The following is a 13,886-nucleotide window of genomic DNA, read 5'->3' on the forward strand; positions in this document are numbered from 1 at the left end:
TTTTAACATCAATTTCTAACTGTTTAATAATCAAAGTTAATGCTAAATAAAAGTATCAAGTTTTTAATAGAAAATAAACTCGTGGCAGTTCTGCTACTGGTCCTTTTCATCGGATGGGGAACTGTCAACGCACCTTTTAATTTGGATACAGGATTTTTACCAAGTAATCCTGTAGCAGTAGATGCCATTCCAGATATTGGTGAAAACCAACAAATCGTATTTACTAAATGGGATGGTCGTTCACCTCAAGATATAGAAGACCAAATTACGTATCCTCTAACCACTTCCCTATTGGGAATTCCAGGAGTAAAAACCATCCGTAGTTCTTCTATGTTTGGCTTTTCAAGTATCTATATCATTTTTGAAGAAGATGTAGAATTTTATTGGAGTCGTAGTCGCATCCTCGAAAAACTAAACTCATTACCAAGCGGATTATTACCTGAAGGTGTTAATCCTGCTTTGGGTCCAGATGCAACAGGTTTAGGCCAAATTTTTTGGTATACATTGGAAGGTCGTGATGAAAATGGAAACGTTACTGGTGGTTGGGATTTACAAGAGTTGCGTAGCATTCAAGATTACTATGTAAAATATGCATTATCGTCTGCAAGTGGCGTATCTGAAGTGGCTTCAATTGGTGGTTACGTTCAGGAATATCAAGTAGATGTCAATCCAGAATTGATGCGTCAATATAATATTGGATTGCATCACGTTGTGAAAGCTGTAAAAGAAAGTAATAAAGACATTGGAGCACAAACATTAGAAATTAACCAAGTAGAATATTTAGTACGTGGTTTGGGCTATGTAAAATCTATTGAAGATATAGAAAATGCAGTAGTCACGTCTGAAAATTATACATCTATACGAATTAAAGACATAGGTAAAGTATCGTTAGGTCCTGCAACACGTAGAGGATTATTAGATAAAGAAGGTGCAGAAGTTGTTGGTGCTGTTGTAGTCGCTCGTTATGGAGCAAATCCGAAGGAAGTCATCAACAATGTAAAAGGCAAAATTAATGAGTTAAGCGCAGGATTACCTTCTAAAGTGTTAGCAGATGGAAGAACTTCTCAAGTTACTATTATTCCTTTTTATGACAGAACAGAATTGATTCAAGAAACATTAGGAACACTAAATGAAGCCTTAACATTAGAGATTATGATAACCATTCTCGTGATTATCATAATGGTATTTAATCTTCGAGCTTCTATATTAATATCAGGCTTATTACCTGTTGCTGTGTTAATGGTTTTTATAGCCATGAAGCTGTTTGGTGTTGATGCCAATATTGTAGCACTTTCAGGTATTGCTATTGCTATTGGTACAATGGTCGATGTAGGTGTTATACTTTCCGAAAATATTATTAGGCATTTAGACGAAGACGATGGAAAACTACCAATAAATACAGTAGTTTATAATGCTACCGCAGAAGTGTCTGGTGCCATAGTTACAGCAGTAATGACAACGATTATTAGTTTCATTCCTGTATTTACTATGATTGGTGCAGAAGGAAAATTATTTAGACCATTAGCCTTTACAAAAACCTTTGCTTTAACAGCTTCAATTATTGTGGCATTATTTTTAATTCCGCCTTTTGCAGCGTTTTTGTTTCGAAGAAAAAGCATAAAAAAGAATTTCAGTTACATTATAAATGCAGCTTTAATTTTAGCTGGATTAATAGGAGTTATCTATGGTTATTGGTTAGGGGTAGTTTTAATAGGTTTTGGTATTACAGGCGTATTAAAACTTCAAGAAAAATTAAATGAAAAGCGAGCAAACCTTGTCAATATTATCATTTCAGTAACTGCAACTGTATTTCTTTTAGCAGAATATTGGAGACCATTAGGTGTTGATAAAAGCATCTTTTGGAATCTCATTTTTGTAAGTGTTATTTGTTTTGTATTATTAGCTGTTTTCATCTTATTTAGAAGATACTATACACGAATTTTAAGATGGTGTTTAGATAATAAGTTATTGTTCTTATCAGTGCCTACAGCTATTGTAATTACTGGGTTTTTTATTATGAAAAACACAGGTAAAGAGTTTATGCCATCTTTAAATGAAGGCTCATTCTTATTGATGCCAACCTCAATGCCACACTCTGGTGTTGAAGAAAACAAACGTGTTTTACAGCAATTAGATATGGCTGTTGCCAGTATTCCAGAAATTGAAACCGTTGTTGGTAAAGCAGGTAGAACAGAATCTGCTTTAGATCCTGCGCCATTATCAATGTACGAGAACATAATTCAGTATAAATCTGAATATATGCTGAATGCAGATGGTGAACGACAACGCTACAAAGTTAATGAAGATGCTTTATTTGAATTGAAAGATGGACGATTTATAGCAAATCCAAACAATTCAGAAAATGTCACCTTGAGTGCAGTTGAAAGATCACAATTAATTGAAGAAGATGATGGTGAGTTCTACCGAAATTGGCGACCTGAAATTAAATCACCTGATGATATTTGGAATGAAATTGTAAGAGTTACAAAATTACCAGGTGTTACGTCAGCACCAAAGTTACAACCTATTGAAACCAGATTAGTGATGCTTCAAACAGGAATGCGAGCACCTATGGGAATAAAAGTGAAAGGACAAGACTTAAAACAAATTGAAGCGTTTGGAATCCAATTAGAAAATATACTCAAACAAGTTGAAGGTGTTAAACAAGAGGCTGTTTTTGCAGACCGTATTGTTGGTAAACCTTATTTGCTAATTGATATTGATAGAGATAAAATTGCTCGTTATGGCATTTCCATACAAGATGTACAGGATGTATTAAAAATTGCTGTTGGTGGAATGGTATTAACCCAAACCGTTGAAGGTCGAGAACGCTATGGAGTACGAGTACGATATCCAAGAGAATTAAGAGCTAATCCAACTGATTTACAGCAAATTTATATTCCTGTTGAAAAAGGCAGTGCTGTTCCATTAAGTGAATTGGCTACCATTCGGTACGAACAAGGTCCACAAGTTATTAAAAGTGAAGACACTTTTTTAGTAGGCTATGTATTATTTGACAAGTTAGATGGTTTTGCAGAAGTGAGTGTCGTTGAAAATGCACAAGACTTAATTCAACAAAAAATTGATTCAGGTGAATTAGTAGTGCCAAAAGGTATCAACTACAAGTTCACAGGAACGTATGAAAATCAATTAAGAGCAGAAAAAACTTTGTCAGTTGTTGTGCCTTTAGCTTTAGCAATTATCTTTCTGATATTATATTTTCAATTCCGTTCGGTAGCCACATCTCTTATGGTATTTACTGGAATAGCAGTAGCATTTGCAGGTGGATTTATAATGATATGGCTCTATGGTCAAGATTGGTTTTTAAACTTCAATTTCTTTGGAGAAAATATGCGCGACTTATTCCAAATGCACCCAATTAATTTAAGTGTTGCTGTTTGGGTTGGGTTTATTGCCTTATTTGGTATTGCAACAGACGATGGTGTTGTCATGGCAACCTATTTAAAACAAACCTTTGACAGAAATGCACCAGAAAACAGGAAAGAGATTAGAGCATCAATTGTTGAAGCAGGAGAAAAACGTATTCGTCCTTGTTTGATGACCACAGCAACCACCATATTAGCATTATTACCAGTTTTAACATCAACAGGACGAGGAAGTGATATTATGATTCCTATGGCAATTCCAAGTTTTGGTGGCATGTTAATCGCTTTAATTACATTATTTGTTGTTCCAGTGTTATACAGCTGGAAACAAGAATTTCAACTTAAAAGAAAAGTAAAATGAAAAGAATAATTCTAATAATAATTTGCTTTTTGTCATTTGCTTTTTCTAATGCACAACAGTTAGAAAAGTTTATTGAAGAGGCATTAGCAAATAGTCCAGAGATTCAAAAATTTGAATTACAATACCAAAGAGCTTCTGAAAAAGTGAATGAAGTTAACACTATTCCAAATACTGAATTTGGAGTAGGCTATTTTGTAAGTGAACCAGAAACTCGTACAGGAGCGCAACGCTTTAAAGTGTCAGCTAAACAAATGATGCCTTGGTTTGGCAATATAACAGCAAGAGAAAACTATGTGAATTCCTTGGCTGATGCTAAATACGAAGACATTGTTATTGCTAAAAGAAAATTAATGGCTTCAGTTTCCCAATCCTATTACAATCTCTATGCTAACAAGGCGAAACAGGAAGTGTTAGCAGAAAACATAAAACTACTTGAAACCTACGAAACGTTAGCCTTAACTTCCGTCGAAGTTGGTAAGGCTTCAGCAGTTGATGTTTTGCGATTACAAATGCGTCAAAATGAATTAGAACAACTCAAACAAGTTTTAACTCAACAGTTTTTAGCAGAACAAACTAATTTTAATAAACTCTTAAATCGGGATAAAGCTATTTCAGTCAATGTTATAAATGAATTGAATTTACCTTCCGAAGATTTTGAAATAAATTTAGAAAATTTAGCATTACATCCTGAATTGCTGAAATATGATAAACTCTATCATTCAGTAGAACAATCTGAATTATTGAACCAAAAAGAAAGCAGTCCAATGATTGGTTTTGGATTAGATTATATCGCTGTTTCAGAAAGACCGAATATGGATTTTAGTGATAACGGAAAGGACATTATTATGCCTATGGTGTCCATGTCGATTCCCATTTTCAATAAAAAATACAAATCGAAATCCAAACAAAATGAATTGCAACAACAGGAGATTGAATTCCAAAAACAAGAACGCTTAAATACCTTGGTAACACTTTTAGATAAAGCAATAAACGATAGAATTTCTGCAAGAATAAGTTTTGCAACTCAAACAATAAACTTAAAGCAGGCTAAAGATGCAGAGGAAATATTAATCAAAAACTATGAAACTGGAACGATTGATTTTAATGATGTGTTGGATATTCAGGAATTACAATTGAAGTTTCAAATGAATCAAATCGAATCGATAAAGAACTATTATGTTCAAACAACAATAATAAATTATTTAAGTAATTAAATTATGAAAAAATATATAATTTATATAGGAATATTAGCTGTGGGACTTTTATTTGGATGGTTCCTTTTTGGTGGTTCATCAAATACAGAAACAGAGCACAATCATGATGCAGTAACAGAAACTAATCAAATGTGGACATGTTCTATGCATCCACAGATTATGCAACCAGAATCAGGCGATTGTCCTATTTGTGGAATGAATTTAATTCCTGTAGAAAGTAGTTCAGAAGGATTATTAGCAGATCAATTTAAACTAACTAAAAATGCTATGGCATTGGCAAACATTCAAACTTCTGTTGTTGGAAGTGATAAAACGAATGATAACGCTATTAAACTATCTGGAAAAATTGTAGAAAACGAAGAAGTCAATTCTGTACAAGTCAGTTATTTTTCAGGAAGAATAGAACGTTTATATGTAGGTTTTACAGGAGAAAAAGTGAGTAAAGGTCAATTATTGGCAACCATATATTCTCCAGAATTATATGCTGCCCAACAAGAATTAATTACAACTGTATCTTTAAAAGAATCGCAACCTGCATTGTATAAAGCAGTTCGTAATAAATTAAAACTTTGGAAATTATCGAAAAATCAAATTAATCAAATTGAAAAATCAGGTAAAGTTTTAGAAAATTTCCCTGTATATGCTACCCTTTCAGGTACAGTTTCAGAAAAATTAGTTGCACAAGGAGAAACTATAAAACAGGGGCAGTCATTGCTTAAAATAGCAAATCTAAATACCGTTTGGGCAAATTTTGATGTGTACGAAAATCAAATTAATTTGTTTAAAAAAGGGCAAAAAGTGATTATAATTACAAGTGCATATCCAAATAAAGAGTTTATTGCTAAAGTAAATTTTATTGACCCAATTTTAGACAACAAAACAAGAACTATAAAATTAAGAGTAGTGCTTAATAATAAAGAAGGTTTTCTTAAACCAGGAATGTTTGTTGAAGGAAAAATAAATAGTACTACTTCAAATAAAAAACAAGTTGTATCTGTTCCATCATCAGCAGTTTTATGGACAGGAAAACGCTCTGTTGTTTATGTAAAAGAAAACCCTAATTTACCTGTTTTTGAAATGCGTGAAATTACATTAGGTAACCAAATTGGTGATAATTATGAAGTAATATCTGGTTTAAGTAATGGAGAAAGAATCGTTACTAATGGAACATTTACAGTTGATGCAGCAGCACAATTACAAGGTAAAAAATCAATGATGAATAAAGTTGGTGGTAAAGTGATGACTGGTCACGAAGGACATCTTGGAATGGAAAAAACTGCTTCAATAAACAATGATAATCCTACCAATATAAATGAAAGATTGAAGGTGTCAACCAATTTTAAAAATCAATTGAAAGAAGTTTTTAATGATTATATAAAATTGAAAGATGCTTTAGTTAAAGATGATTCAAATAATGTAGTATTAGAATCAAAAAAATTATTAGATAATTTATCTAAAGTTGATATGAAATTACTAACTAATAAAGTACATAATCATTGGATGTCATTAGAAAAAGAAATTAAAGTTTCGACAACTTCCATTTCAAATACATCTAAAATTAAGGAACAAAGAAATCATTTTAAACATTTATCATTACACTTAACGAATGCGATTGAAGTATTTGGAATCAATGAAAAAGTCTTTCATCAATTTTGTCCAATGGCAAATAATAACAAAGGTGCATATTGGTTGAGTAAAGAGGAAAAAGTAATAAACCCATATTATGGTAATGCTATGCTTACCTGTGGAGAAGTAAAACAAGTAATAGAATAATTAAAAGTCAAATAGTAATAATTAAATTTTAAGATAATGAAAAAAGTAATTTTAAGTATTGTATTAATTGCAGCTATAACATTTACAAGCTGTAAGAATGAAGCTAAAAAAGAAACAAAAACAATGACAACAGAAGTTTCTAAAGAAATAGCAACAACCAATCTATCTTTTGGTGTAAGAGGTAATTGTGGTATGTGTAAAAGCACCATTGAAAAAGCTGCAAATAATGTTGATGGTGTAGCAAGTGCAATTTGGAATGTTGATAAAAAGAAAATTGACGTTTCTTTTGATGATGCAAAAACAGATGCAATGGCAATTCATAAAGCAATTGCAGCTTCTGGTTATGATACAGAAAAAATAGCAGGGAGTGAAGAGTCTTATAATGGCTTACCTGGTTGTTGTAAATATGACCATGAAATGGTAATGAATCAATCTGTTGAAAAGAACGAAGAAGATCATTCAGATCATTAATATTAGATAAATATAAAAGAGCCTTGTTTATGGGCTCTTTTATATTTTAGAAATACACAGAAATTTTAATTACTCTTATTTTTTGAATAATTTTTGCAAACATTAAATTCTCTTTCTTTTATTTTTTTACAGTTTTAAAATAGGTTTAATATTATATTTATTCTCAATTCCTATTATAGAATAAATTACAACTAACATTATTTAAAGTTTTAACATAAAATACAATTCATAATTAAACAGTGTTTCATAAATTAATTTATATTTTTGTTCAGATATTATAAAGTATTAAACTTTTAATAATCAGTATCATTTTTAAATGTAAATTAGTAAATATGAAAAAAATTATTACTATTCTTATTTTAATAATAAGTTTTGGAACGATAGCTCAAATACAAGATCCTATAAAATGGAATACTTCTGTAGAAAAAATATCTGACAACGAATTTACACTAATTGCAAAAGCAACTTTAGAAAAAGGATGGCATTTGTATTCACAAAATGTTCCTGAAGATGGACCAATACCAACTGCATTTTATTTTAATGAAACTAAAAATTCAATTCAAAAAATAGGAACAACAATTGAAGAAGAAGGTCATACTGTAGACGATAAAGTTTTTGGTATGAAAATTAAGTTTTTTGAAGATTCAGCAATTTTTAAACAAAGGATTAAAGTTAATGGTGATAAAAGTATAGTTTACGGAACAGTCGAATTTATGGTTTGTGACGATACACAATGTATGGCACCAACAGAAGTAGACTTAGAGTTTAAATTATCTTCAACATCAAACATAACTTACGTAGATACTTCTACTTCAAGTAATAATTCATCATCAAATAAAGGATTACTTTCTATTTTTTTAATTGCTTTTCTCTCTGGTTTTGCGGCGCTATTAACACCTTGTGTTTTTCCAATGATACCAATGACTGTAAGTTTTTTTACAAAACAAAGTAAATCTAAAGCTGCAGGAATTAGAAATGCTATTATTTACGGTCTATCTATAATTGTAATTTATGTTTTACTAGGTGTTTTAGTAAGTCTACTTTTTGGAGCAGATGCATTAAATGCGCTCTCTACAAATGTTTGGTTTAATGTTGTTTTCTTTGTTTTATTACTAGTTTTTGCGGCATCATTTTTAGGAGCATTCGAAATTATGTTACCAAATTCTTGGGCAAATAAAGTAGATTCTCAAGCGGATAAAGGTGGCTTAATTGGTATCTTCTTTATGGCTTTGGCATTGGCAATTGTTTCATTTTCTTGTACAGGACCAATTGTTGGTACTTTATTAGTAGAAGCTGCTGCTGGTGGAAGTCAGATTGGGCCAATAGTAGGAATGCTTGGGTTTTCAACAGCAATTGCAATACCATTTACATTATTTGCAGCTTTTCCTGGTTGGTTAAATTCATTACCAAAATCTGGTGGTTGGCTAAATACGGTAAAAGTAGTTTTAGGGTTTTTAGAATTAGCTTTAGCTTTTAAATTTTTATCAAATGCAGATTTAGTTTTACAATTGCATTGGTTAGAGAGAGAAGTGTTTATTGCAATTTGGATTGCCATTTTTGGAACATTAACGTTATATCTTTTCGGGAAAATTCAATTACCACATGATTCTCCATTGAAGCATATTTCTGTTGGTAGATTAAGTTTAGGGATGTTTTCATTAACTTTTACTTTATATATGTTACCAGGATTATGGGGAGCACCTTTAAATTTAATTAGTGCATTTCCACCACCACAACATTATAGCGAATCTCCTTATGGAGTTGGTTTTATGAAATTAGGTTCTGGTGAAGTATCTCATTCAGATATTCCTGATGGAGCACATCTAATGGCACCTCACAACATTTTAGCTTTTAATGATTATGATAAAGGTTTGGCATATGCAAAAAAAGTAAGCAAACCCGTTATGATTGATTTTACAGGACATGCTTGTGTAAATTGTAGAAAAATGGAGCAAAATGTTTGGGTAAAACCAAATGTTTTAAAAATGCTAAAAAATGATGTAGTTTTAATCTCTTTATATGTTGATGATAAAAGACCACTTAAAGAAAGTGAAATTGTAGATTCAAAATTAAAATTAGGAAAGAAATTAAAATATATTGGACAAAAATGGAGCGAATTACAAGCCATAAAATACAAAACCAATACACAACCTTTTTATGTTTTAATGGATCATAATGAGGTGAATTTAAATAAACCAGTTGCATATACTCCAGATGTTGACAAATATTTTAATTGGATGAAAGAAGGAATTGCAAATTTTAAATAATTTTAGCTACAATAATTATGACTTCAATAGATAAAAACACATCTGTAAAATCTGATTTAGAAAACTATTTTAATCAGTTTAGAGATAATATTGTTGGTATTAATCAAACATTTGAATCTCCTTATGGAGAACAAAAATTAATTTATACAGATTGGACCGCAAGCGGAAGGTTATATCGACCTATTGAAGAAAAAATTTTAAACGAATTTGGACCCTTTATAGCAAATACACATACTGAAACTTCAACTTCTGGCGCAGCAATGACTTTGGCGTATCATGAAGCTAGAAATATTATTAAAAGACATGTTAACGCAAGTGAAAATGATGTTTTAATAACTTCTGGTACAGGAATGACTGGTGTTGTAAATAAGTTTCAAAGAATTTTAGGTTTAAAAGTTTCAGAGAATTTAAAAGAACACACTAACATTCCTGATGAAATTAGGCCAATTGTTTTTATTTCTCATATGGAACATCACTCTAATCAAACTTCATGGTTAGAAACAATTGCAGATGTTGAGGTTGTTCCTTGTGATAATGATGGTTTGTTGTGTTTAATAGAGTTTGAAAAAGCGATTAAAAAACACGAGCATAAAACCATAAAAATTGCTTCAATTACTTCTTGTTCAAACGTAACAGGGATTAAAACGAATTACCATAAAGTAGCAAAATTATTACATCAATATAACGGGTTTTGTTTTGTAGATTTTGCTTGTTGCGCGCCATATGTAGATATTAACATGCACCCAGAAATTGAAGAAGAATATTTAGATGCTGTTTTCTTTTCTCCTCATAAATTTTTAGGAGGCCCAGGAACTTCAGGAGTTCTGGTTTTTAATAATAAATTGTATAAAAATGTTGTGCCAGATAACCCTGGTGGAGGTACAGTAAGTTACACAAACCCTTGGGGACAACATGATTATTTTGATGATGTAGAAACCAGAGAAGATGGTGGAACACCCGGTTTTATACAAGCTATAAAAATTGCACTTTCTATTCAACTGAAAGACAAAATGGGTATTGTTAATATTAAAAAGAGAGAAGATGAAATTAATGAGGTTATGTTTAAAACATTAGAAAGTATTTCTGATGTAAAAATATTAGCTCCAAATATTAAAGATAGATTGAGTATTTTTTCTTTTTATTTTGAAAAATATCATTTTAATTTAGTGGTAAAATTATTGAATGATAGATTCGGAATTCAAACAAGAGGAGGCTGTTCTTGTGCAGGAACATACGGACACTTTTTATTGAATGTAGACCAAGAAACTTCTAATAGAATAAAAGATGAAATTTTACACGGTTGCAATACAGATAAACCAGGTTGGATTCGTTTATCTATTCACCCAACAATTACATCAGAAGAATTAAATTTTATTTGCGATTCGTTAAAAGAATTGTCTAAAAATATTGAAGAATGGGCAAAAGATTATGAATATCATCCTATTAAAAATGATTTTACTCATAAAACTGTAGAACCAATAGAAAAAGAATTGGTTAAAAAATGGTTCTCACTATAAGCATATGTTTTAAATGGATTTGTTTTCATTAGAAAAAATAAAGAACATTTTACCTTTTGATGGAATGACCAATTACCATGGAATTGTTTTAAATAAAAATCAGTGCGATTTTTATTATCAAATACTAATGGATACTATTCTTTGGAAAAATGATGAAGCTATTATTTTTGGCAAGAAAATTATCACTAAAAGAAAAGTAGCTTGGTATGGAATTTCAGAATTTTCTTACAAATATTCTGGAGTTACAAAAACAGCTAACATTTTTACAGATGAACTGTTAGAGCTTAAAGAAATTATCGAAAAAGAAAGCGGAGAAACTTACAATTCTTGCTTATTAAATCTGTATCACTCTGGTGAAGAAGGAATGGCATATCATTCAGACGGAGAAAAGTTATTAAAAAAAGACGGAGCAATAGCTTCTGTTTCATTAGGAGCAGAACGTAAATTCTCTTTTAAACATAAAGAAAACAAACAAAGAATAGATATTATTTTAGAAAGAGGTAGTTTGTTAGTGATGAAAAAAGGAACGCAAACCAATTGGTTACACAGGTTGCCACCAACTAAAAAAGTAAATTCACCAAGAATTAACTTAACGTTTAGAACGATAGAGTTATAATTTTTAACAATGGGTTTAAACCCTTTGCATCAGAAATATTTTCTATTTTTGCAGAAAATTATTTTCTTTGGACAATTCTAATCAAAAATCTATAAACCTTAATAAATACATAAGTTCTTCTGGAATTTGCTCTCGTAGAGAAGCAGAAAAATTTATTAATGAAGGCAGAATTACAATTAACGGCAAACCAACTCAACTAGGTAACAGAGTTGGTAAAAAAGATGTTGTAAAGTTCGATGGTCGTTTAGTTATACCTAAAAACGTAACCTTGTACATCGCTCTAAATAAACCCGTAGGTATAGTTTCTACCACAGATGATAGAGAACCAAACAATATTGTACAACACGTAAACTACCCAGAAAGATTATTCCCAATTGGCCGTTTAGACAAACCATCTGAAGGTTTAATTTTCTTAACCAATGATGGAGATATCGTAAATAAAATTCTACGGGCAGGAAATAATCACGAGAAAGAATATTTCGTTTCTGTAGACAAACCAATTACAGACGATTTTATAGAAAAAATGAGTAACGGAATTCCTATTTTAGGCACCGTTACCAATAAATGTAAAGTCGAAAAAATAAGCGCTAAAATCTTTAAAATCATTTTAACACAAGGTTTAAATCGTCAAATTCGTAGAATGTGCGAATATTTAGAGTATGAAGTAACCAAGTTAAAACGTACTCGAATAATGAATGTTGAGTTGGGTTATTTACAAACTGGTGATTGGCGTGAATTAACGGAAGACGAAATGAAAGAAATTAATACCATGATTTCAAGTTCATCCAAAACCCAAGAAGCATCTGCAGTTAAAGAAAAGCCCAAAAAACAACAATCAAAGAAAAAAGCAGCACCATCAAAAAACGATTTCAATAAAAAAAGCGCCTCTTTTAGAAAATCATCACCAAAAAGTAAAAGAAGTAATTCTGGTTTTTCATCTAAAAAGAAACGTTGGTAAAATATTTTGGGCGTTACCTTACAGGTCAGGCTTTTCATTACAATCTTTTTTATTAGAAAATAATTAAAAAGGATTTACATTTCAATCCTTAACGCACATTTTGCCATCATAATTAAACCAATAATTTTTCGTTTTTTATAACAGTTCATTTTATTTATCAATTCTTAAATAATAGTATCTTTGCCATAATGAAATTTGACTTAAAAATAACCGACCCCAAAAGTAAAGCCAGAGCAGGTACAATTACTACAGATCACGGAATTATAGAAACGCCAATATTTATGCCAGTTGGTACAGTTGGTACTGTAAAAGGCGTTCATCAATCAGAATTAAAAGAACAAATAAAACCAGATATTATTTTAGGTAATACCTATCATTTATTTTTACGTCCAGGTTTAGAAATTTTAGAAAAAGCTGGTGGTTTACACAAATTTATGAATTGGGATAGTAATATCTTAACCGATTCTGGTGGTTACCAAGTATATTCACTTTCTGGAAGAAGAAAAATTAACGAGCAAGGTGTTAAATTTAAAAGTCATATAGATGGTTCTATGCACTTTTTTACACCTGAAAATGTTATGGAAACTCAACGTACAATTGGCGCAGATATTATTATGGCGTTCGATGAATGTACACCATATCCTTGCGATTATAATTATGCTAAACGTTCTATGCATATGACGCATAGATGGTTAGATAGATGTATAAATCATCTAGAAAAATTACCATTTAAATACGGATTTGAGCAAAGTTTTATGCCTATTGTTCAGGGAAGTACCTATAAAGATTTAAGAAAGCAATCTGCAGAATACATAGCAAATTCAAATCAAGTAGCCAACGCAATTGGTGGTCTTTCTGTTGGTGAACCTGCAGAGGAAATGTATGCAATGACAGAAGTTGTTACAGAAATTTTACCTGAAGATAAACCAAGATATTTAATGGGTGTTGGTACACCAATTAATATTTTAGAAAATATTGCTTTAGGTATAGATATGTTCGATTGTGTAATGCCAACAAGAAATGCTAGAAATGGTATGTTGTTTACGGCACATGGAACAATCAATATTAAAAATAAAAAGTGGGAAGATGATTTTTCTCCAATAGACGAAATGGGAATTACTGGTGTAGATACTATGTATTCTAAAGCCTATTTACGTCATCTATTTGCTGCTAAAGAAATGTTAGGTAAGCAAATTGCATCTATTCATAATTTAGGTTTTTATGTTTGGTTAACAAGAGAAGCAAGAAAGCATATTATTGCAGGAGATTTTAGAGAATGGAAAGATATGATGGTAAAACAAATGGATAAAAGACTTTAAAGAT

General features: G+C 31.0%; 9 protein-coding genes. All 9 read left to right on the top strand.

Annotation, left to right across the window (positions count from 1 at the left end; all coding sequences use genetic code 11):
• Positions 1-39 precede the first annotated feature (39 nt).
• The 9 genes from V3V28_RS06365 (at position 40) to tgt (ending at position 13,882) form a co-directional block, all read left to right on the top strand.
• On the top strand, positions 40-3,747 hold the full coding sequence (locus tag V3V28_RS06365) for an efflux RND transporter permease subunit (protein WP_331364180.1): 3,708 nt from the start codon (positions 40-42) through the stop codon (positions 3,745-3,747).
• Positions 3,744-4,961, top strand: a complete 1,218-nt coding sequence (locus tag V3V28_RS06370) for a TolC family protein (RefSeq protein WP_331364181.1) — start codon at positions 3,744-3,746, stop codon at positions 4,959-4,961. The genes V3V28_RS06365 and V3V28_RS06370 overlap by 4 nt, the downstream gene beginning before the upstream one ends.
• A gap of 3 nt (positions 4,962-4,964) precedes the next feature.
• Positions 4,965-6,734 (top strand): efflux RND transporter periplasmic adaptor subunit, encoded by a 1,770-nt coding sequence (locus tag V3V28_RS06375; protein ID WP_331364182.1) that lies wholly within the window; start codon positions 4,965-4,967, stop codon positions 6,732-6,734.
• Between the two features lie 36 nt (positions 6,735-6,770).
• Positions 6,771-7,205, top strand: coding sequence for a heavy-metal-associated domain-containing protein (locus V3V28_RS06380; protein ID WP_331364183.1), 435 nt, complete (start codon positions 6,771-6,773; stop codon positions 7,203-7,205).
• A gap of 332 nt (positions 7,206-7,537) precedes the next feature.
• Positions 7,538-9,472 (top strand): protein-disulfide reductase DsbD family protein, encoded by a 1,935-nt coding sequence (locus V3V28_RS06385; RefSeq protein WP_331364184.1) that lies wholly within the window; start codon positions 7,538-7,540, stop codon positions 9,470-9,472.
• Positions 9,473-9,489: 17 nt separating this feature from the next.
• Positions 9,490-10,989, top strand: coding sequence for an aminotransferase class V-fold PLP-dependent enzyme (locus V3V28_RS06390; protein ID WP_331364185.1), 1,500 nt, complete (start codon positions 9,490-9,492; stop codon positions 10,987-10,989).
• A gap of 13 nt (positions 10,990-11,002) precedes the next feature.
• A complete protein-coding gene (locus V3V28_RS06395; RefSeq protein ID WP_331364186.1) occupies positions 11,003-11,605 on the top strand; it encodes an alpha-ketoglutarate-dependent dioxygenase AlkB family protein in 603 nt (200 codons plus the stop codon).
• Positions 11,606-11,672: 67 nt separating this feature from the next.
• On the top strand, positions 11,673-12,563 hold the full coding sequence (gene rluF, locus V3V28_RS06400) for a 23S rRNA pseudouridine(2604) synthase RluF (protein ID WP_331364187.1): 891 nt from the start codon (positions 11,673-11,675) through the stop codon (positions 12,561-12,563).
• Between the two features lie 188 nt (positions 12,564-12,751).
• Positions 12,752-13,882 (top strand): tRNA guanosine(34) transglycosylase Tgt, encoded by a 1,131-nt coding sequence (tgt, locus tag V3V28_RS06405; RefSeq protein ID WP_331364188.1) that lies wholly within the window; start codon positions 12,752-12,754, stop codon positions 13,880-13,882.
• Positions 13,883-13,886: the final 4 nt, after the last annotated feature.

It is taken from the genome of Polaribacter sp., from assembly GCF_036480315.1.
Classification (GTDB): Bacteria; Bacteroidota; Bacteroidia; order Flavobacteriales; family Flavobacteriaceae; genus Polaribacter.

Excerpts from the sequence above, each read along its gene's own strand:
- V3V28_RS06365 (WP_331364180.1), top strand. The coding sequence starts at position 40 with ATGCTAAATAAAAGTATCAAGTTTTTAATAGAAAATAAACTCGTGGCA.
- V3V28_RS06370 (WP_331364181.1), top strand. The coding sequence starts at position 3,744 with ATGAAAAGAATAATTCTAATAATAATTTGCTTTTTGTCATTTGCTTTT.
- V3V28_RS06375 (WP_331364182.1), top strand. The coding sequence starts at position 4,965 with ATGAAAAAATATATAATTTATATAGGAATATTAGCTGTGGGACTTTTA.
- V3V28_RS06380 (WP_331364183.1), top strand. The coding sequence starts at position 6,771 with ATGAAAAAAGTAATTTTAAGTATTGTATTAATTGCAGCTATAACATTT.
- V3V28_RS06385 (WP_331364184.1), top strand. The coding sequence starts at position 7,538 with ATGAAAAAAATTATTACTATTCTTATTTTAATAATAAGTTTTGGAACG.
- V3V28_RS06390 (WP_331364185.1), top strand. The coding sequence starts at position 9,490 with ATGACTTCAATAGATAAAAACACATCTGTAAAATCTGATTTAGAAAAC.
- V3V28_RS06395 (WP_331364186.1), top strand. The coding sequence starts at position 11,003 with ATGGATTTGTTTTCATTAGAAAAAATAAAGAACATTTTACCTTTTGAT.
- tgt (WP_331364188.1), top strand. The coding sequence starts at position 12,752 with ATGAAATTTGACTTAAAAATAACCGACCCCAAAAGTAAAGCCAGAGCA.